Origin of the sequence: Candidatus Chloroploca mongolica, assembly GCF_004762035.2 — a bacterium.
GTDB classification, from domain to species: Bacteria; Chloroflexota; Chloroflexia; order Chloroflexales; family Chloroflexaceae; genus Chloroploca; species Chloroploca mongolica.
In genome coordinates, this window is sequence record NZ_SIJK02000017.1 from 1 (window position 1) to 19138 (window position 19138).

General features: G+C 64.6%; 18 protein-coding genes. 4 read left to right on the top strand and 14 right to left on the bottom strand.

Going from position 1 to position 19138, the window contains the following annotated elements:
- From EYB53_RS10920 to EYB53_RS10940, 5 genes are all read right to left on the bottom strand, one after another.
- Positions 1–1340 (bottom strand): right-handed parallel beta-helix repeat-containing protein (locus EYB53_RS10920; RefSeq protein WP_135478220.1); only part of this gene is annotated, 1340 nt, incomplete at its 3' end.
- Between the two features lie 261 nt (positions 1341–1601).
- Positions 1602–2066 carry a hypothetical protein gene (locus EYB53_RS10925; RefSeq protein WP_135478221.1) on the bottom strand — a complete coding sequence of 155 codons (465 nt, stop codon included), beginning with the start codon at positions 2064–2066 and terminating at the stop codon, positions 1602–1604.
- Between the two features lie 237 nt (positions 2067–2303).
- Complete coding sequence (locus EYB53_RS10930; RefSeq protein WP_135478222.1) at positions 2304–3383, bottom strand: ThiF family adenylyltransferase; 1080 nt, start codon at positions 3381–3383, stop codon at positions 2304–2306.
- A gap of 12 nt (positions 3384–3395) precedes the next feature.
- Complete coding sequence (locus EYB53_RS10935) at positions 3396–4139, bottom strand: hypothetical protein (protein WP_135478223.1); 744 nt, start codon at positions 4137–4139, stop codon at positions 3396–3398.
- A gap of 532 nt (positions 4140–4671) precedes the next feature.
- Positions 4672–5631 carry a hypothetical protein gene (locus EYB53_RS10940; RefSeq protein WP_135478224.1) on the bottom strand — a complete coding sequence of 320 codons (960 nt, stop codon included), beginning with the start codon at positions 5629–5631 and terminating at the stop codon, positions 4672–4674.
- Between the two features lie 59 nt (positions 5632–5690).
- On the opposite strand from EYB53_RS10940, the gene EYB53_RS26045 reads away from it, so the two are divergent.
- Positions 5691–5825: a hypothetical protein gene (locus tag EYB53_RS26045; protein WP_256439701.1), complete on the top strand. Its 135-nt coding sequence runs from the start codon at positions 5691–5693 to the stop codon at positions 5823–5825.
- 229 nt (positions 5826–6054) lie between these two features.
- Here the strand turns inward: EYB53_RS26045 and EYB53_RS10945 are convergent, their stop codons facing one another.
- The 9 genes from EYB53_RS10945 to EYB53_RS10985 form a co-directional block, all read right to left on the bottom strand.
- Entirely contained in the window at positions 6055–6444 is a 390-nt protein-coding gene (locus EYB53_RS10945) for a hypothetical protein (RefSeq protein WP_135478225.1), read from the bottom strand.
- Positions 6441–6740: a hypothetical protein gene (locus EYB53_RS10950; RefSeq protein ID WP_135478226.1), complete on the bottom strand. Its 300-nt coding sequence runs from the start codon at positions 6738–6740 to the stop codon at positions 6441–6443. Before EYB53_RS10950 ends, EYB53_RS10945 begins: the two co-directional genes overlap by 4 nt.
- 150 nt (positions 6741–6890) lie before the next feature.
- The gene (locus EYB53_RS10955; protein WP_371879101.1) at positions 6891–7466 is read right to left on the bottom strand and encodes a DUF6884 domain-containing protein; all 576 of its coding nucleotides are present in this window, start codon (positions 7464–7466) and stop codon (positions 6891–6893) included.
- Between the two features lie 90 nt (positions 7467–7556).
- A complete protein-coding gene (locus EYB53_RS10960; protein ID WP_135478228.1) occupies positions 7557–7814 on the bottom strand; it encodes a hypothetical protein in 258 nt (85 codons plus the stop codon).
- A 125-nt stretch (positions 7815–7939) separates the two neighbouring features.
- Positions 7940–8953, bottom strand: coding sequence for a hypothetical protein (locus tag EYB53_RS10965; RefSeq protein ID WP_135478229.1), 1014 nt, complete (start codon positions 8951–8953; stop codon positions 7940–7942).
- A 636-nt stretch (positions 8954–9589) separates the two neighbouring features.
- A complete protein-coding gene (locus tag EYB53_RS10970) occupies positions 9590–10129 on the bottom strand; it encodes a hypothetical protein (RefSeq protein ID WP_135478230.1) in 540 nt (179 codons plus the stop codon).
- 112 nt (positions 10130–10241) lie between these two features.
- Positions 10242–11603 (bottom strand): AAA family ATPase, encoded by a 1362-nt coding sequence (locus EYB53_RS10975; protein WP_135478231.1) that lies wholly within the window; start codon positions 11601–11603, stop codon positions 10242–10244.
- A complete protein-coding gene (locus tag EYB53_RS10980) occupies positions 11600–13000 on the bottom strand; it encodes a hypothetical protein (RefSeq protein WP_135478232.1) in 1401 nt (466 codons plus the stop codon). Before EYB53_RS10980 ends, EYB53_RS10975 begins: the two co-directional genes overlap by 4 nt.
- Positions 12997–14076: a hypothetical protein gene (locus EYB53_RS10985; RefSeq protein WP_135478233.1), complete on the bottom strand. Its 1080-nt coding sequence runs from the start codon at positions 14074–14076 to the stop codon at positions 12997–12999. Before EYB53_RS10985 ends, EYB53_RS10980 begins: the two co-directional genes overlap by 4 nt.
- Before the next feature lie 227 nt (positions 14077–14303).
- Between EYB53_RS10985 and EYB53_RS10990 the strand changes: the two genes are divergently transcribed.
- Genes EYB53_RS10990 through EYB53_RS11000 form a run of 3 tightly spaced genes read left to right on the top strand, consistent with a single transcriptional unit; the run spans position 14304 to position 19125 of the window.
- Entirely contained in the window at positions 14304–14957 is a 654-nt protein-coding gene (locus EYB53_RS10990) for a sigma-70 family RNA polymerase sigma factor (RefSeq protein WP_135478234.1), read from the top strand.
- Positions 14958–14959: 2 nt separating this feature from the next.
- Positions 14960–15568 carry a helix-turn-helix domain-containing protein gene (locus tag EYB53_RS10995; RefSeq protein ID WP_135478235.1) on the top strand — a complete coding sequence of 203 codons (609 nt, stop codon included), beginning with the start codon at positions 14960–14962 and terminating at the stop codon, positions 15566–15568.
- Positions 15565–19125: a UvrD-helicase domain-containing protein gene (locus tag EYB53_RS11000; RefSeq protein WP_135478236.1), complete on the top strand. Its 3561-nt coding sequence runs from the start codon at positions 15565–15567 to the stop codon at positions 19123–19125. The genes EYB53_RS10995 and EYB53_RS11000 overlap by 4 nt, the downstream gene beginning before the upstream one ends.
- The last annotated feature ends 13 nt before the right edge of the window (positions 19126–19138 follow it).

Below are 19138 nucleotides of genomic sequence, written 5' to 3' on the forward strand. Positions count from 1 at the left end.
GTGCAGGTATTCTGGCGAGCGGTGCCCCCCGCGCTGTCACGGTAGGCGATGCCGCTCTCCTGGTTCTGCTGGCAGGTGTTGGCCTCCAGCGTTGGCTGGGCCTGCTCAGTGACGCTGATGCCGTGCTTGGTATTGCCCGTGCAGGTATTCTGGCGAGCGGTGCCCCCCGCGCTGCCACCGTAGCCGATGCCGCTTTGCTGGTTCTGCTGGCAGGTGTTGGCCTCCAGCGTCGGCTGGGCCTGATCACCGACGTAGATGCCGTATGTTGCATTGCCGCGCACCTCGCACTGCCTGACCAACCCACCAGTTTGCCCACCCAAAGCGAGCCCGCTGCCGCCACGATGGCTGGTCGCATCAAAGACCCCACCCGTAAAACAACAACGCTGGATGTCGATCACCCCCCCGCTCACCTGAACCACCGATGCCCAGGCTGTGCCCACGTGCACAAAGCTCAGGTCAGCGACGACGAACGGGCCGTCACCGGTCAAATGGGCTACGTATGCCTCGGCGGCGCAGAGCAGTCGAGTCTGATCTTGACCCTCACCGGTCAAGGTAAGCGGTTTGTGCACGACCAGCGGCTGGGCCAGCCGATACGTGCCTGCCGCCACATGCAGCACCCCCCCCGCCGGTGCGGCAGCAACCGCCTCGACCAGGCGCACGCCCGCCTCGTCCTCGCTGGCCCCCGGCGTGACGACAAGGGTCACACCGGGTTGGGGCGCACTGGCGGCAGCCCACTGTGCTATCACCGGTACGTCGACCGTGGCATTCGCCGTCACCAGTTTGAGGGACGTCCAGAGCACCCCCCCCGCCAGCGGGCGGGCCTCAACAGACACCCGCGTGGGCGCTGCGCCAAACTGGCGCTGCGCGATGTGCAGGTAATCACTCTCGACCACAATGTGCCCGGGGCCACCCTGGATCGTGAGGTAGGCGACCACGGGCTGATCGGGCGCGAGGGTTCCAAAGTCCAGACTCGCTGGGTGAACCTGGAGTTGATCCGGGGTGGATGCTGTCGTCGTCGTTGCCGGCGGACTGGGGGAAGCAGGCAACCCCTCGATGACGGTGGCGACCGCCAGCAAGATGGGAGCCTCGGGCAAGCCACGCAGCAGCAGGGTCTCAACGGTAATCTGGCGCAGGGTTGGTTGATGTTGGAGGGCATTGAGCAACCGGCCCCATCGCTGCAACTCGGCCAGGGCGGCCGGATCGTTCTCGAGTTCGACCCCCATCAGGAGCATCTGGAGCTCGGCGTCGTTGAGGGCGGCCCCCCGCGCCATCAGGCGGGCCAGGCTACCCAGCAAGGGACAGAGTTGGGTCAGGGTGGTGCTTGACAGGCTTGACGGCATAGGTGGGTCTTGATCCTTCACACGATAAGCCGAATAATGCTTCCACGTACAGTATAACAGGTCATCCGAACCAACATAACCAACGGTTGTTCTTTCATGTGCAAGTTGACCACGACTCTCAGCTCTGCTTTCATGCAGGTATGCTTGACGATCATCCCCAACGCCCACGACCAAGGCCAAGGATGAATATGGCACATAAAAAAGGGCCAGCGCCGCCTGGCGCTGGCCCTGTGTGATGCACTGAAATGCGTTGGATCGCCGCTACTTCGGCGCCTCCAGCGCAAGCAGGCTCACCGCAGCTTTGAGCGCCGGCGATGCGCTGAGCAGCCGGGCGGCGGCGGCGATGCGTGCGGGAGGGAGGGCGAGGCGGGGCTCGGTCTGGTCGTTGGGTTGGCTCGCCAGGAGCGCCTGGAGGTCAGCGTGGGCTTGTGCGGCGAGCGCCTGGCAGAGCGCGGTGCGCACGGCGGCGCGTTGCAATGGCAGAAGCTCGGGCAGCGCTGGTGGCGGTGTGATTTCCAGGCGCACCGGTGCTGCCGGCGTTGGCGGCGTGGTGGTCTTCGCTGCTGTCCGCTGACTGCGTTTGTTGCTGCGTGCGGTGGTGGTCGGCGGGGCCTCACGCGCTGGTGGCGCGGTGGCCGGGGTCGGTGGGGCGATGGTTTCGCCCAGGTCGAATGGCATGAACGATGGGGTCTGGATGTCGTCAGTGGGTGGTGGTGTCTGGGTCATATGGGTATCCTCCATTGATTGGCCGATTCATTGGTACGGTGGTTTTTTTGACGCAAAGGTGCAAAGGTGCAAAGGTGCAAAGGTGCAAAGGTGCGTTTGGAGAGCCATCACCCCTTCGCGCCTCAGCGAAGCTCACGCGAAGGCGCGAAGGCGCGAAGGGGTCGCGTACCGACGTGAAAACTGGTGCGCCGGTGCGTCAACACGGGTCAATCTGATGGGCACGGTCGTGGGGCGAGTTTATGGGTGTCCTCGCGTTCGGTGATGGCCGGGTTCATCGGTCTGGGTGATGTCTGCGATGGTGAGCCCGCTGGCGTCGGCGAGGGTCGCGGCGGTGATCGGGATCGAGCACATCGTCAGGTTGGCTAGGTCGAGCGCGGTTTCGAAGGTGGTGATGCGTCGGGCGCTGATGAGTTGGTGGAGATACTGGGCGGCGATGGCGGCCATGGTCTGGTTGATCATCAGGCTTTGCAGGCCGTCGCGCATGTCAGCTGCACAGTCGCCCTGGGGCTGGTTGCGCAGTCGGCTGGCTGTTGTCACCTCGCCCTGGTGGTGCGCATTGCGTGGGGGACGATCAGGCGGTGTGTTGGGCAGATGATTGGTTGGCGTCACCTCGCCCCGGTGGTGCTGGTTGCGTGAGGGACGATCAGGCGGTGTGTTGGGCAGACGATTAGTTGGCGTCACCCCGCCTCGGTGGTGCGCGTCGCCTGCCCGTTGATCCGCCGGTTCGTCGTGGAGCAGGTGCGGATAGCACAGGGTTGGCGCGGGGAGGGCGGTGCAGATCCCGCCGAGGGCCAGGGCGCCGCGCAGTTGGCGCTGCTCGGTGGTGGTGCCCAGCAGGACTTTGCCCCAGGCGTGTTCGTTGCCGCTGTCGAGCCAGAGTTGCCAGCGTGAGTGGGCCAGGGCTTCGTGAAGCGCACGTCGTCCGCTGGCGGTGTCGACGGCCCCGACGAGGATGCCGATGGTCTGGGCGGGCGGGGCCAGTTCGCGCAGCAACGCGGCGGTCGCCATCTCCGGCACGGCGATGATGTCCAGGCCGAGCGCGGCGTTGAGGCGATCCGCCAGGGTCTGGGCTTTGTGGCGGCCCCGTTCGGCGGGGGCGAAGAGTTGGCGCCCGATGTTCGGTGCCTCGACGCGGTCGCCGTCGATGAAGATGAGGTGCAGCGGTGGGTCGCCACGCTCACGCAGGTGGGAGGCCATGCGGGCGAGCGCGACGGCGAGATGGGAGCCGGTGCCACCACAGCCGACCAGACCGATCTGGATGGGCTGGTTGGGCGGCAGGAGGTAGGGAATGGGCGCGTCGATGGTCAGGGTGTCCATGGCGTGATCCTTTCATGGCATCCCACGCCCACGCCAGGCTTCGCCGGCGAGCAGCCAGGCAAGATCGTGTCCAGCCGGGACGAGATCATCGAGCGGGTAGGGTGTTGCGGCGCTGAGCGTGCGGTAGCGTGTCATGACGTTGCGTGGTTTGCTCCGGCTGCGCTGCTGGGCCAGGTGATGGTTGAAGCACGAGCCTTCCAGGTAGCGGTCGAGGACGTGCAGCATGGTCGCGGGCGCCGCGACCGCCCGTGGCTCCGTGCTGCCCCAGCAGATCGCGCCAGACGCGTAGGTGTTGGGGAACGGCGCGTGGTAGAGCGGTGTTTGCCGCTGCGGCCAGTCGAGCGTTGTCAGGGCGAAGATGCGGTAATCCTGACCGCAACCAGCCCAGATGAGCGGAGGCGTCTGGATGGTGTGGGGGCGCGTACGTCCGGCGATGCGCAGGGCCGCCGGGCGTGGCGGGACGGCGAGCACGTAGAAGCGCTGGCCGTTCACGGTGCCGGTGCCCAGGGTGTTCGGCGGAAGCAACCCCGAGCTCGTCGGGAGCTTGCCCAGGGCGGCGGCGAGATCCTCGGCGCTGATCGGGTACGAGACCCAGCCTCGTCCCTGGCGGCGCGTCAGGTAGATGGCGTCGGCAAAGATGCCGATCTGGATGGTGGGGGTGCGGTCGATGACCAGCGTCTGGCGGAGCGGGCGCGGCGTGCGGCGGAGCCAGGGGCGGCGGCAAAGTTCGTCCGGTGGTTGTTCAGGCAGATCCATGAAGGGGTCTCCTTGCTCTGCATAGGCTGGTTGTTTGACGCAAAGGCGCGAAGGCGCAAAGGTGCCTTTTGGTGCGTGGGGATAATCCCGTAGGCAGAGATGACGGTTTTTTTAACGCAGAGGCGCAAAGGCGCAGAGGCGCAAAGGTACAAAGGTATGTTGCTGAGGTCAGGTCGGCGCATGCGCTTGGGGGGTGCCAGCGGGCAGGGATGTGCGGCAGTTGATCATGCCAAACGGTGTTGATCGCCCCCGAATCGGGGGTAATCATGCAAGATCAAGGTGAGGGCGTTGAGGGCATTGGGACGCCATCGGCTGATCAACGTTGATCTTGCAGCCTTGCAAGATCAATGAGCGGCGATGGAAACGATGACAGCAGCTTGTCGTCGCCGTGAACGGTGCGGCTTCTGGGCAGCGAAGGTCACCTGCGTGGCCTGTGATCCAGCCGGCGCAGGCCGACTTCGCACGTTGTTGCCGAGACGTTATGAGTTTTAAGAATTCCATCAGGGAGTGCCGATGGACGATTGAATATTCATTACGCCGACGGTGTGCCGGGATGCGGGGCGATCGACTGGGCCGCCTGTTGCACGGCCGTGATCACGGCACGGAGGACGGCTGGCTCAGCGGTGACGATGCGGTTCAGCAGGTGGTAGTGCTCGAACCAGCCGCGTGCTGCGGTCTGATCGGCAGCGATGGCGATCAGATCGTCGCTCCACCAGTCGAGGCCGCTGCCATTCATGTCGGCCAGTTCGTCCCAACTCAGATCGGCGAACCAGTTGTCGGTGCGGCTGAAGACGAAGCGGACGACCTGGCCGAGATCGATGGCGGTTCCGTCGGGAAGCGGGAATGGCTGCGTGCTCAATGCCGTGCAGAGGGCCTCCATGTCCGTGGTTGGCTCCAGGTGCGGCAGGTTCGCGAGGGCTGCGCTATGCGCTGGGCTGAGTGCCACCTGGTCGCCCCAGGCGGCGATGACGTCGTCCATGTCGCCCAGCGTTGCACTCCAGGCGGTGCGGTCGGCCATGGACCAGAGCACGGCGACGAGCAGGTTCCGGCCTTCGCCAAACAGCTCGTCCTGCTCGGTCGGGAGCCCGTAGACCTCCGGCCAGACCTCGTCGAGGCCCCAACCGTGAAATTCCTCCAGATAGCTGCGCGCGTCGTCGTCGCTCAGCGCTGGGTGAAGCACGCGGCGAGGATCGTCCGGGTCGATCGTCAGGACGTGGCTGTGGTCAAGCCAGATCTGCGGCTGGACGAGGGAGAAGAAGGCCTGGATGACGCCCAACAGGTAGGGTGGCGTGGTCGGCAGGTCGGCGACATGGGCGGCATAGAACGCGGGAAAGCGATGGCGGATCAGTGCGGCGGCCTCGCGTCCGTAGTGGATCGCAGCGAGGTGTTCGCTCGCGGCGAGGCGCGTGATCGCCTCGGTGGCCGAGCGCCTCACCACCCGACGACGTCGCTTGACGCGGGGATGGGGCGCACGTTGTGGAGTCGGTCGCATAGGGTTCTCCCAGGCAGGTGCTGGCGATAGGCAATGGCCGCGCAGGCGTCGAGAGCCTCTTGGATGGCAGGCTCCAGCGCGTGCGCGAAGGTCAGCGTGCCGTTGATGAGTGGGCGAAGGGTCGTGAGCGGCTTGGCGGCGTCAATGGGCTGCGCCGGGATCGTTTCGAGCAGGGCGATGAGCGCGGCGTTTGATGATCGCGGATGCATGCGGGCCTCCGAATGCATGAAGACCGGAATCAGGACAACTCCCTTGCCAAGAAGGTGGTTGTTTTGACGCAACGGCGCAACGGCGCAACGGCGCAACATTGTTCGTGTCGGTGAGCGAACCCTGCGCGCCTTCGCGTGAGCTTCTTTGCCACAGATTGGGATCAGGGTCGCTGCCCAGATCCCAGTCCGTGGCACTGTTCTTTCTATGCGGGTGTTACCCCTTCGTCCCGGCCTGCTTGATGAAGTCGACCGTGGCGAGGGTGCGGCCGTCGTGCTGGGTCGTGCCGGTGCGGATCGTGGCCCCGGCGAGGGTGGCGAAGCCCTGGCGGATCAGGTGCTGGCGGATGGTCTCGTGGTCAATCTCGGCGGCCACGAGGAAGCGCTGGCCGTCGACGATCACCAGCTTCTCATGCGGGTCGAGGTCGGTGGCGACTGGAGCGGGTTCGGTCGTCAGCCCCGCCTCGTCGTCGGGGTTGGCCGCGCTGACGGGCGTTCCGGCAGCGGCATCCGGCTCCAACAGCGCGTCGGCCTGCGTGCGGGCGGTCAAGGTCGTCGGGGTCGCGTCGTCGAGCAGGCCGTCAAACATGGTCGTGGGCGTAGTCATGGTCTTTTTCCTTTCTGCGTGAGCTTCGGTGTGGCGGTCGTGGTACGGCGGCGCTGGTCGGCAGCCGTATCTGCGCGGTCGCGCAGAGACTGCCGCAGCGCGGTGCGATACCCCTGGATCAGGGCGCGCAGGTAGGCGCGGCCGTAGATCTCCAGGGCAGCGGGGGCGTCGAGGCCGGGCATGGTCATGCCGATGAAGGCATCGCTCTCGTCGGCTAGGCGCCGCCCGGCCTCAACGCCCATCTCCCAACCCCAGGCATGGATCGCTTCGGGGGTTGGCGGTGGGATGGTGGACATCTGGTCTCCTTTCTTCCTTCCTTGGTTGGCCGCACCTGCGGCGGCCAGTCGCGTGGTGGTGGCACGTGGCCGTCACCAGTTCATAAGGACAGTGCTGGCACGTGGCCGTCACCAGTTCATAAGGACAGCGGTTTGCCCAGCGGCGTCGCCTCAGCGGGCTTCCGTCATCAGCCAGCGCTTGAGGGCGGTGAGTTGCCGACCGATCTCGGCCCCTTCGGGCGCGGTGGTCAGGGACGGCAGGCCGACGAGGGTGCGGGGGTCGCCGAGCGCCTCGCGGTAACGCTTGCCCGCACTGAGGTAGCTATCGGCATACGAGCACCGTGCGCACACCTGCGTGAGCGTGGTGCGCACCTGATCACGCAACGCACGGGCGCGTGAGGTGGTCATGCTCCGGTCATACGTGGGGATCGGCTGGATGGCTGGGATGAGGCCGAATTCAGCCGAAAGGACGTACACATCAAGGTGGAGCGCCCCCTCCGGGTGGTCGCTGAGCCAACGCCGCACGACGCGGACCGATGGCCCGTGATAGCGCTCGAGCGCGGGAAGCAGGCGCACATCGGGTCGTTGGGTCGCCGTGCAGGCGATGATCAGCAGCCGGCGCGGGAGCGCAACGGCGAGCGCGGTGCGGTGTGTGCTGCACGCCGCACCTGCCCCGTCCGTCCCGCTTGGGGCGGTCGGTTCGGCGCTGGACGGCGCCGTGGGCTGAGCAGAGGCATCCATCGTCATTCCTTTGTTGATCAAACACGGTGGGCAACAAGGGGAAGGCAGTCTGGGTTGGTCGGTTCTGCCTGCCCTTTGTTGCCGGGCCAGGCGCGTTCAGGCGGGTGTGGGGTCGGCGGGGTTGGCAGGGTCGGCCGCGTCGGGCGTGGACGGCGGGGTCACGATGGCCGCACGAAGGCGCTGCACCATCGCGTCCCACTGGCAGGCGTACTGGCGAAGGGCCGCGCGCTGGATCATCGCCAGGTGCAGCGCGGTCTCTGCTGAGACACCGGTGGTCGCAATGATCTCGGCCATGAGGGCCTGCAGGTCGTCGCCACTCGGCGCGGGCGTGGGCGTGGTCGGTCGCGTGCTCATAGGTCGTCTCCTTGTGGTTTTAGGCAACACAAAAGACCGTGTGCGCGGCGTCAGCACACGGCCCTGCGCCACAGGGGCGCACGCCATCAGGTCGAGTTAGGGGGTGGGTGACAAGACGCCTCCTTTCAGTGCTGGTCTGCAGACAGTGCCGCAACCGGAAACTCGGGCTGCTCCCAGTGCCCATCGGTGAGATTTGGCAGCGTGGTGATCGTGCGATCAGCGTGCAGCAGCGCCTCGTCAATGGGCTTCCAGGGCAGGCCGACCTGGGCGCGGTAGCGGATGAGGTGGTAGGCAAGGCGGGCTGATCTGGATCGCCTGAGGGCGGCAATCGAGATCCCGTATTCCGCCGTGTAGGCCGTGCCAATGCCGCGCGCAAAGCCAATCATGGCCATCCTCGCCGGGCCAGAGCTATCGAAGCTCAGCACCAGCGGTGAGCGGCAGACCCACGAAGGCTTGCCGATCCCGAGCAGGTGGATGCGGCGTTGAAACGGGTCGAGCTCAGCGGCGGCTTCAAGATCGATAATCAACTGCGCGTACCACGCAGTTGCGGCACGCGCATAACGAGCGGGCACGAGGCCGCCAATCGCGCAGGCGGGCCGATCAACGAAGCCATCGGGCGCGTCGTGGAACCCCCACGCGGCGCGTTGGCATACCTGGGCACGTTCCTCGTCGTCGAAGCAGTCCTCGCGGTCGCGCACGAGGTCGCCGATGATCGCGGCAGCCCCAGGGCCGGGGTAATGGGTGACGGGCACGATCGGTGGATCGGGGCCGTGCCCCATCGTTTGGAGCAAGGCCGTGAGCCGCACGTCGTCGCGCTCACTGGCAAGCGGATTCCCCATCGTGTCGTAGCTGAGCGCCCAATCAAGGCAGGCGGGGGCAGGCACTGATGGGCTGATAGGGGGCGACCTCCACCAGTTCGCGACGCGGTGGGCATAGTACGGCAGCGACAGGCGCGCCGTGTTCCCAGGAGGAAACGCGCCGGAGTCGAGGACGACATGTACCCCCGGCGTGCGGGCGAGCAGGCGTTCGGTTGACGAGCCAGCCGGCACGAGGTAGTGCCGTTGGCCGACATGCAGGGCGATCGCGAGATCGTAGGGGCGGGCACGAGCGCCCAGGGCGAAGTAAAACTGCGGTGGCATCTCTTCCTCCTGAGGCTACACAAAATCACGCAGCGCGGCGCAGGGAAAGCTGAAAAGAGAAAGCGGAAAGCGGAAAGGCTCAACGATAGCAGTGACCGCACGGCTTTTTCAGTTTTCGACGTTCAGCGTTCAGCGTTCCCTGGGGCTGCTGAACCGGGCGACGAGAAGCGCGGGCGGCGGGCGCAAACGCGGCTGCGTGCAAACAACGCGGCGGTTGGCCGCCACGAGCAGGTGGTGGGCGCCAGCGGCGCATGAGGGGCCGGGGAGGAAAGCAGAAAGCAAAAAGATGAAAGCGGAAAGGGGCAGCGAACCCAATGATCGCTGGGCCGTTTTCAGCTTTCAGCGTTCCGATTTCCGCGTTCCCCGGCAGGCGGGGAGCCTCTCAGACAGTGGATTGAGGGGCTGCTGGAGGCGTCGCTTGGTGGAGTCACCCTAGCATCAGCGGCATCGCGCTGCATCAGCAGTGATGACCGATCAGGTGTATGCGACCGGTTTACAAGCGGCCATGCGCTATGCTACAATCAAGCGCGCAGCGGCGTGTGAAACGGAAAACGAAAAGCGTCAAACGCAGGCAACGATGATGTGAAGGCGGTGCATATGCGATGAACCGCCGTTCTCCGTTTTGCGGTCTCCGTTTTACGTTCTGAACAGCCGCCCAAACTGCTCGGGCACCACCGCCTCGGCCGACCCAGCGACAAAGGCGACGTGGCAGCGGTGGCAGTACCAGGACTGCTGCCAGCGGGCGACCTGACGCTGCCAGCGCTCGTTGGCGGCACGGCGACGCTGCTCGTCTCGTTGGATGCAGCGCCCGGTGAGGCCAACGGCGATCAGCGCATCGACGCTGGCAACGCCCGCGAAGAGGTGCTCGGCATAGGCGGGGCCCGCCAGCGCCGCCAGGGTCTGGCCCTGCAGGTTGACGATGAGCAGCGTGACGAGGCAACTCGCTGGGACACTGAAGAACAGCAAGCCAACAAGCACGACGATGATCCACCACCCGCCGCCAGGCTCGCGGGGCGGGGCGAGCAACTGCGCAAGGTGGGTTCGCGCAACGCCCGCTGCGGGCACAAGGTCAGCCGTGAGGACGCGGACATCGCGGGTGCCCCCAGTGACGATCGCAGCGACGCGCTGGGTCGCCTGGGGTGAACGGCAACACGGACAGATGGGCTGGCGAGACATACGGTACCTCGTTCTGTTCTGATAGGCGGAAAAGCTACCGCTATCGTGTAGAACAATTGTACGATATGTGTCAAGATCCCAATCAACGCTTCCCTGCGCGACGATCATTACCTCAACCCTGAGCAATCCGTAGTAGCCGACCCTGTGCTTCAAGCTGGCTCCAAATCGCCTGATGCGCCCGCCAACCCTCCCAGGCGGCATCGACGCTGCCGATGGGACGGGCACCGCAATCGTGGCGATGCTCGGCGAGGACGTCGCCCACGCCGTCCCGACCAACAATCACACACCCGATCTGGTGGCGCGAGAGCATCACGCACCAGCGACCGGGCTCGAGGCCGAATGCATCGATCTGGCGCTGGCCGCTCAGGGTATGCTTGACGACCATCAGCGGGCGCTCCTGGCCCTGCCATAGCTCTGGGGTCTCGACGACGCAGGCATCGGTCGGCACATTGTATAAGCGGAGCGAGCGGCGCACGGCCGCGCCAGAGGCCACATGCGCATCGATGGCACCGATATCGCCAGCTGACAGCTGGCGAACCCCTTCCCAGCGTGGTTGTCGCGCCAACAGGCGCGCTGCGATCGCTGCCATCGTCTCGGCAAGCTCGTCATCTACGTGCTCGAGCCCGAACTCGGCCGGTGGCAAAAGAACGCCAACCAGGGTCGCACCGTCAGCCAGCATATCAAGCGCCCGGTCGATGGTATCTCCTTGCGTTGCTGCATCCAGCTGCAGGCGTCGTTCTGCGGGTGCTGCTGCCGAGCTGAAGGGGAGCTGCCGGTAGAATGCCGGCTGCACGAGGTTGACGGTGTCCTGAGGCAAGCGGCGTGACGCCGGGAGACGCACCACGTCAAGCTGGGGAAAGCGCCGTAGCAGCTCGCGGGGTGCTGGCCAGTGGATTCGGTAGCGCGCCGTCTCAAAACGTTCGGTGTCGACGGTGATCAGCGGTGGCAACTGGCCCGGATCACCCACGAGCAGCGCGCTTGGCGCCAGCTCAAAGAGCGGGGCCAGGGTTGCGAAGGTAAGTTGGTAGGCCTCATCGCAGATGAGCAGATCAAAGCTTTGCGTGATTTTCGTCACCGCAAACAGGAGCTTGTCTGCAGTAGCGATCGTCACACCTGCTACGCCGGGAAGCGCCGTCGCGTCGTTGCACACCAGGATCCGCTGCGTTTGCAGCAGATCATCGGGTAGTTGGCGGTGTGCAGACATCAGCGCGGTGATCGGCATCGGGTCAAAGTTGACAACAAGCCGCCGCATCAGGTCGTAGGTCTGCTCGGCGCGCGGGGCCACCACCGCGACCCGCAGGCCCAGATGGTGCACGGCCACGGCAATCACCGATTCGACCAGGTAGGTCTTGCCGGCGCCGGGGGGCGAGGCGACGATCACGAGCGGCTCGCGCTCCTCGAGTGTCCGCCGTAGCACCTCGCGCTGCGCCGCGTCGCTGCGCCGCCGGGCGTCGAGATATGGTTGAGCGTTCATCGGCGAAGCCTCCGTGCAATGGTAGCGAGATCATCATCGGCAGGTTGTGGTCGGGCAGGTGGCAGCGTATCGCCCATCACGCGTGTGTCGGCCGAGGCGGCCATGCGCTCGTACACCTGGCGTTTCTGGTACCGGAGATCCGCCGGCTCAGGCTCCATCCAGTCGGTGCGCTGGCCAGGAGCCGGCAGCTGGGGATTGCGCACCCCAGTGGTGATTACCAAGGTAAGCTGGACTGACTGACCTGCATTGAGCTCGCGTACCTCGGTGATCCGCCCGACCACCCGGGCTCCCCGCAGCTGCAGCTGCGTGCCGGCTCGGACTCTCAGCACCTGCTGGCAGGTCTCGAGGGTGAGGGTGCAGGGTTGGAAGCCTCGCCGCGGCTGATCACGATTGATGATCGTCGCATCCAGCACCCGGCCAGCGCTCAACGCTGTGGCGCGAACAATCGGATCGTCGGCCACGTCGGCATACGCGGCGAGCTCCTGGGCATAGGTCAGCTCGTCAAGACGCTGGGCCAGGCTGCGCGGCCGCGCCGGGCTGCCGTAGTTGCGGTCGATCTGCCAAGCGACCCGTTTGAACGACTCAGCAGATAGCTTGGTGAGCTCCGGACCCTGTGTCAGCCCCAGAGTCCAGAAAGCTCGGCGTGCCTGCACCAGCAAGTTCCACTCGCGCAGTAGCTCTGCACGAATGATTGCCTCTGCCTCAACTCGGGCGGCTGGCTCACGCAGACGGCCGCTGGCGACACGTGCGCGCAGTTGCTCGACCCGATCATCGGCAGCCCGGGCCAGCATCGCGGCCGCAGGCGCAAGAGCTGCCTGCGCTGCCGCATCCACAACCGCCGTCCCAGCGGGCGGATCGATCCAGGCGAGCAAGGCGCCCAGGTGCAGATCTTCGCTCGGCGATTGGCCGGTAGCGACGTGCCCGGCGAGCAGGCTGCCCGCGACCGCAACGATCTGCTGCCCGGCAAAGGTGGTCTCCTCGGCCAGCAGCCGACACTGCGCCCCCATGCGCTGCAGCTCAGGCCCGACACTGCGGTTCGTGCGATAGCGGTGCCCCAGCAATTCGATGACTTCGAGTGCCGCCGTATGCGCCAGCCAGACCCGTGGCATCTCCCCGGCGGTCACGCAGTCGCTCAGGTAGCGGTCGAGCGCAGCCGCGAACGGCTCCAGAAAGCCGGCATCACGGTCGAGCGGGTTCCAGGTCAGCACGATTTCCGGCTTATCGTCGGGGCCGCCATAGGCCAGCGCGTAGACGACCTGTTCGGCTACCATGCGAATCGGTGCGATCGCGAAGGCCGGGATCGGATCGGCCATCAGGGCCGAGCTGCGCCTGGTCGGTATCGCCCGCCCGGCCTGGTAAGCCAGCAGGCGGGCGGCGAGGTCGAAGATGGTGCTCATGCGGCCCTCCCCTGGACAACGGTTGACCAGTCGAAGAGTGCGGCCGCTTCACGGAGCGCCGGCCCCAGCCAGGCTTCGCGCTCGTCGGTCGCCGGAGCGCCGTGCAGCAACGCAAGGGCACGCGGGAGATCGATGGTCTCACCGAGCGTCTGGGCAGCACGGTCACCCAGGATGGTAGGCTGGGCAGCGGCGTGCTGCCGACAGATCTGGGCGAGCAAACAGCCAGCGACGCAGGACTCCTGGTAGGTCGTTGCGAGCCGGGGTGCTACCAACGCTAGGGCTTCAGCGTCAGCGATTGCGGTCGCACCTAGGGCCTGCAGGCGGGTGCGCACCTGAGCCATCGTGTCTAGCACGCGGCGCATTTCAAACAGCTCGGCCGACAGTTGTTCGGCGAAGGCCGGATGCGGTCGCATGCCGAACGGTGACGCGAAGATGAATATCGCCGCTTCCGGAAGCCGATCGGCAATCCCGAGCGGGATCAACTCCTGCGCAAGGGCGAGCAGCTGGATCGCAGCCTGACGTCGTGCGCCGTCACGGTCACCCTGGGCCACGACGCCGTCGCGAACAATGAACGACTTGATTTCCACCGGCAGATAGACGTGTCGCTGGCGATCCAGGGCCAGGACGTCGGGGGCGATGAAGATGGCGCTTGCCAAGTTGCCGACAAGCGTAAGCTGTAGCTGCGGCTGGATCAGCAGATCTGGCACGATCCTGTCGGCAGCCAGATCCATGAGGATGCGATCCGTGCGCCAGGCACGCTCTTCCATCGCCGCTGTACTCGATCCACGAACCTCCTCGGACAGATCGCGCACGGTCAGGTCATCGGCCGCGACGCCAAGCAGCGGGGCAAGCGTCCCCCGGAGCACGGCCGCGCCATCTTGGTAGAGATTTTTCTCGAACTGGGCACCGCGTCGGCGCGCTGAAACCCGCTCACCGTACTCGCCGGGATAGGCGGTACCCGCCAAGGCAAGGTAGACATCTTGCTCTCGCACACGTGTCAGCATCATTGCTGCCTGGAGCTCACAGGTTGGGTTATGTGCGACGCGGATGAGACCACGCGCTCCAGAAAGACTCATGAACGACCTCCGATATCCAAGCCTTATGCACGCTTCGCAGGTACTGATGGGCCCGTTGTTCACCGATAAGGGAACGTTCGTCGCTCAATTTCATAGAACATTGATCCTCGAAGGTATCTTCAAGACTCACTCCGCAAGTTGGTTACACTGCCGTGGTATAGTTGAAATGGCATTCATCATGCCAGAGTTGTTGACTGCGAATTGACGATGAGATGAGAGGTTCATTGATGAAGCTCCAGCATTCATGGTATGACGTAGTTGTCGCGTGTCAGGAGCGCGTTCAGCGCATCCGTGCCAGCTTGACCAGTGGTGGCACGCTCACGCTTGAGCTTCAGGCGGATCGGGAGGCCGTCATCCTGGCGATACGCAACTGGGTTCTTGGCCGGGCGAAGCACTTCCCTGAGCTTGATGAAGACGGAGTCAGCGAGGTATTGCTCAAGACCATCCAACAACTCGATCGCGATCTGCGCAGCCCCGGCTTTGGTAGTATGGAAAGCATGTTTGGCTCATATGTGAAGACTACTGTTCATCGGATTCTTTTTGAAATTCTTGGAAAAAACAAAGAACAGCGCGTCTTATCTGCACGTGAGCGCCTGGATGCGCAGGTCGGCAAGGGCGGCCTGGCCCGCCACGAGGTGATCGAAGATGTCACACCTGAGCGCCTTGCTGACGAGTACCGCGAAGAGCAGCTTCATGCGCGGCTGCACGCGGCGATTGCCCAATTGCCGCCGCACGATCGCGAAGTCATCAACCTGCGGTTGCAGGGCGTTCCGAGCATCGAGATTGCACGGCGTATGAACCTGTCGCCCGTCAACATTACCCGGATCTACAATCGTGTCGTCGAGCGGCTGCGCCAGATCTTGACCGTTGAGGAGCATTGAGCATGGAAGAGCGATCGTATTTTATTGAAGCGGCGCTGCGCTACGAGGCATTGATCGAAGCTGGCCAGATGCTTGGTCTTGATGCCTTCGTGATCCAGGAACCAGAGGCGACCCGTGCGGAGTTGCGGGCCTTCCTGGAGTTCAATCTGACCCATGGTGAGTTGGATGAACCAGCCGTGTTGACCGTTGATCAGGCGGCGCGTGCCGACCACGTGATTGCCCTGGTGCGCGGCGCTTGGCAGCACGAGCTCAGTGGTACGCCCGTTCAGAACCTGACGCAATTGCGTCAGGCGCGTCAGCTGACCGTCGGACGGCTGGCCCGCCAACTTACCCTACCGGTGGATCTGCTGGCACGCCTAGAACGGGGGAAAGTATTGGTAGCGAGTGTGCCCAACCGGCTGGTCGAGCAACTCGCCCAGATGCTGCACGCATCGACCAGCGCGATCCAGGCGGCGCTGCTTGCGCCGCCGCCGACCACCGCCACAAGCCGCCTCAGTGCGGTTGATGGCATTGTCGAAGGCGAGGAACCGTTGGTCAGCTTTGCGCGAGCCTTCGCCGCGAGTGAGCCGACGGACGAAGAGCAGGCCGCCTGGGCTGCTGATCTGCCATGAGCGTGCGCTGGCAACAAATTCGTGCCGCTGCCCACACTGCCCGGCAGCAGTATCAGACCCACCACCAGGGTTCCGTCGTGCAACCGCTGGATCTCGCTGACCTGGCCGAATGCCTCTGGGGTCTTACAGTTGTGCGCACCGGAACGCTCGCCGAAGGCATTCAAGGCAAGGTCGAACCGGAACTCCAGGTCATCCGCGTGCGGCGCGAGCTTACGTCGGAACGGCAGCGCTTCGTCATCGCCCACGAGCTGGGCCACGTAGCCCTCGAAGGCCTGACCGCCGGTCCGTTCCTCGATACCGAGGCGACGATCGACGAGCGCTCGGCGGGTGAAAGCGCCGATGATACGGTGGTACGCACCTACAATACGCGTGAGCGGCACGAGCAGGAGGCCAACCTCTTTGCTTTGGAGTTGCTGGTACCGGCTGATGAACTCTGGCGGGCGATCCAACAGCCGGGTTGGTCTGTCGAAACCCTCGCTGTATACTTCGGTGTCTCGCTGGACGCGATCCGAACCCAGATCGTCAATGTGAGTTGTCTTGAGCCACTCGCCCCACCGAATCTGACCAGTGACAGCGTAACGACCACGCTCACCCCTGATCCAGAGCAACAGGAAGCGGTAGATGCGCCTCTGCCACTGCTGCTTGCCGCTGGGCCAGGCACTGGCAAGACGCGGAGCATTGTCGCGAAGTATCTGGCCCTGGTACACCAAGGCGTCGATCCGGCAAGTATTCTGGCTCTGACCTTCTCGAATAAAGCTGCCGACGAGATGCGCGGGCGGATCGTCGCGGCGCTGCGCCAGGAATTCCCTGACCTCGCCGGGCGCGTTGCGATCAGTACGTTCCACGCCTGGGGTCTGAATGTCCTGCGCACCTATGGCGCACGGCTGGGCTTGCCAATCAATGTCCGCCTGCTCGACACCGGTGACCTGTTTCTTTTGTTGACACGCCACCTGGCCGATCTGCACCTCGACCATTTCAAGGACATCCGTGACCCCTCTCGCCATCTGTTAGCGATCATCAAGGCGATCAGCCGGATCAAGGATGAGTTACGCACCCCTGAAGAGTATGCGCAACTTGCCGAAGCAGAAGCGCAGCATCTGGTTGTCCAGGCCGAGCAGAACCATGCGGGAACCACGAAGAAAGCGGCGGAAGCTCGGCAAAGAGCAACTCGCCAAGCAGCCGCGCTCCGTGAGTTGGCGCACGTCTACCCCCGGTACGAGGCGGTCTTACGGCAGGCAGGTGCTCTCGATTATGGCGACCTGATTGTGCAGACAGTCGCTGCGCTACACGATCCGATTGTGGCTTCCGATCTACGCAAGCGCTACCAGTATCTGCTCATTGATGAGTTCCAGGATATTAACTACGCCTCAGGCGAACTGGTGCGCTTGCTCGATGGTGGTCGTGGACGGGTGTGGGCGGTTGGCGACGCATGGCAGAGTATCTACCGTTTCCGTGGTGCCTCGGCGGCCAACCTGGACGAGTTCACCACGCACTATCCAAGCGCCCATCTCTATCACCTTACCCACAACTATCGCTCACTCCAGTCGATTCTTGACGCCAGTGCAGCGGTGATGGCCGGAGATACGCGATCGCCCCATCGTCCCAGGCTCGTAGCCCAGCGCGGTAGCGGGCATGGCATACACGTTTGTGAATGGGTTGGACAGAGCACCCATGACGAGTATGCGGCGATCGCCCACGACATCTTGCAGCGGGTCGCCGCTCGGGTGTCCTCGGATCTCCCGTGTGTCCCGCATGGCCGCACTCACGGGAGCACCAAACCATATCGCCAACGACCGCAGCCCCGATGCCGTGCCATGCGAAAGATCCGTCACTGGCGCTTTCGCGACCACGCCGTACTCTGTCGGAAACACGCCCATGCGATGCAGATCGCCACAATCCTCGAGGCGCATGGCATCCCGGTTGATAGTGTGCGCGACATTTATGAGACGCCTGAAATCAAGGACGTGCTGGCAATCTGTGCCCAGGTACGTGCGCTCAACAGCGCCGGTCTCCTCCGCGCCCTAACCATACCCGAATATCGGCTCGATCCTCGAGATCTCAATACCTTAGTGAACGAGGCACGTTGGTCGAAACAGGCGCTGCCGCGTGCGGCTCGCGACGCAGCGATCATCGCCCGGCTGAGCCCTCAGGCGCAGCAAGCGCTCACCCGGCTGCAGGCCATCATCGAGGCGCTGGCGGCTGAGGGTGATGCTTGGCAGGTCTTGGCGAGCTACCTCTTTCAGCACAGCCAGCAGATGCGCGAGTGCCTGACCCGTGCCGGTCGCGGTGAGGGCGCGGCCAAGCGTGAACTGGCCAATCTTGGCCGGTTGCTGGCGACCGCCCAAAAATTTGTGCGCCAGGCCGAGCCTGGCCAACGGCACGCTGCCGACTTCATTGAGTATATCCGCACGCTGCGCGCCGCCGGTGCAAGCTCCAGCCAGCCTCTTGGCGGACAACCCGACGTGGTGCGGGTCATGACGGTGCATGCGGCCAAGGGGCTTGAGTTCCCGATCGTCTACGTGCCGCAGCTCCAGGAGGGCCAGTTCCCAGCGCGGGGCGGCCAGCGCGGCCTGCCGCAGCCGTCCGGCCTCATCCGCGGCCCAGTCGAGAGCGAACTGCAGGAGGAGCGCTACCTACTCTATGTCGCGATGACCCGCGCTCGCGACCGCCTTGTTCTGACTCGCTCGACTGCTGGCCGGCGCACATCCAATGGCGAGCCAAAGGTGGCCGAGCGCTCCTCGTTGCTCGCCGGAGACGGCGCGCAGGCGAACACACCATGGGCCACACGCACCCTGCCAACAGCCCATGGCTGTCCGGTGCCAGCGCCAGAGATGCGCTTGATGGACACACCACCACCACCGATGCCTTTGCCAGCATCGAGCATCAACCTTGATGGCTGTCGGCGCCGCTTTCTTTACCAGTACGTCTACCAACTCTACGACGACCAGTCACCCTTCCTGCGTATGCACCAGGCCATTCGTGCGAGTGTGAAGCAACTGGTCGTGCAGGCACGTGACGGAACCCTGATGACTGATGAGCAGAGCATCCGCACGCTTGTCCATGGTCAGTTGCAGCGCTACGAACTTGACAACGTGCTCTACGCGGCTGACTACGCTGCCGAGGCCTGGCGGCACGTGCGTGGCGTCTGGGACGATCTGTGTGCAGCCCGCCTGGTGCCGGAGCGAGTCGATCGTCGGGTTGTCGTGCACCGGCCAGCCGGGGCGATTGAGGTGCGGATTGATCGCGAGGAGACCCATGACGGATGCACCCGCTGGGTCTGGACGCGCTCAGGGCAGCCCGGCGAGGATGATCATCTGTCGGAGCGGGTGATGCTCTATGCCCTAGCCCACCAGGAGATCCACGGTACTCCCGGTGAGATTGCGATCACCTACACCGCAACCGGCGACCTGCGGCTAGCGACACCAAAAGACAAGGTGCTCGCCAACCACAGTGCCAAGATCGATAACCTGCTGGAGGAGATGCGAGCACGGCGCTGGGAGCCTTCTTTTGGGCCGCACTGCGCTACGTGCCCGTTCAATTTGATCTGCCCGGTGTGAAAGAGTGATCCGT

Excerpts from the sequence above, each read along its gene's own strand:
- EYB53_RS10925 (WP_135478221.1), bottom strand. The coding sequence starts at position 2,066 with ATGACCCAGACACCACCACCCACTGACGACATCCAGACCCCATCGTTC.
- EYB53_RS10930 (WP_135478222.1), bottom strand. The coding sequence starts at position 3,383 with ATGGACACCCTGACCATCGACGCGCCCATTCCCTACCTCCTGCCGCCC.
- EYB53_RS10935 (WP_135478223.1), bottom strand. The coding sequence starts at position 4,139 with ATGGATCTGCCTGAACAACCACCGGACGAACTTTGCCGCCGCCCCTGG.
- EYB53_RS10940 (WP_135478224.1), bottom strand. The coding sequence starts at position 5,631 with ATGCGACCGACTCCACAACGTGCGCCCCATCCCCGCGTCAAGCGACGT.
- EYB53_RS10945 (WP_135478225.1), bottom strand. The coding sequence starts at position 6,444 with ATGACTACGCCCACGACCATGTTTGACGGCCTGCTCGACGACGCGACC.
- EYB53_RS10950 (WP_135478226.1), bottom strand. The coding sequence starts at position 6,740 with ATGTCCACCATCCCACCGCCAACCCCCGAAGCGATCCATGCCTGGGGT.
- EYB53_RS10955 (WP_371879101.1), bottom strand. The coding sequence starts at position 7,466 with ATGACGATGGATGCCTCTGCTCAGCCCACGGCGCCGTCCAGCGCCGAA.
- EYB53_RS10960 (WP_135478228.1), bottom strand. The coding sequence starts at position 7,814 with ATGAGCACGCGACCGACCACGCCCACGCCCGCGCCGAGTGGCGACGAC.
- EYB53_RS10965 (WP_135478229.1), bottom strand. The coding sequence starts at position 8,953 with ATGCCACCGCAGTTTTACTTCGCCCTGGGCGCTCGTGCCCGCCCCTAC.
- EYB53_RS10970 (WP_135478230.1), bottom strand. The coding sequence starts at position 10,129 with ATGTCTCGCCAGCCCATCTGTCCGTGTTGCCGTTCACCCCAGGCGACC.
- EYB53_RS10975 (WP_135478231.1), bottom strand. The coding sequence starts at position 11,603 with ATGAACGCTCAACCATATCTCGACGCCCGGCGGCGCAGCGACGCGGCG.
- EYB53_RS10980 (WP_135478232.1), bottom strand. The coding sequence starts at position 13,000 with ATGAGCACCATCTTCGACCTCGCCGCCCGCCTGCTGGCTTACCAGGCC.
- EYB53_RS10985 (WP_135478233.1), bottom strand. The coding sequence starts at position 14,076 with ATGAGTCTTTCTGGAGCGCGTGGTCTCATCCGCGTCGCACATAACCCA.
- EYB53_RS10990 (WP_135478234.1), top strand. The coding sequence starts at position 14,304 with ATGAAGCTCCAGCATTCATGGTATGACGTAGTTGTCGCGTGTCAGGAG.
- EYB53_RS10995 (WP_135478235.1), top strand. The coding sequence starts at position 14,960 with ATGGAAGAGCGATCGTATTTTATTGAAGCGGCGCTGCGCTACGAGGCA.
- EYB53_RS11000 (WP_135478236.1), top strand. The coding sequence starts at position 15,565 with ATGAGCGTGCGCTGGCAACAAATTCGTGCCGCTGCCCACACTGCCCGG.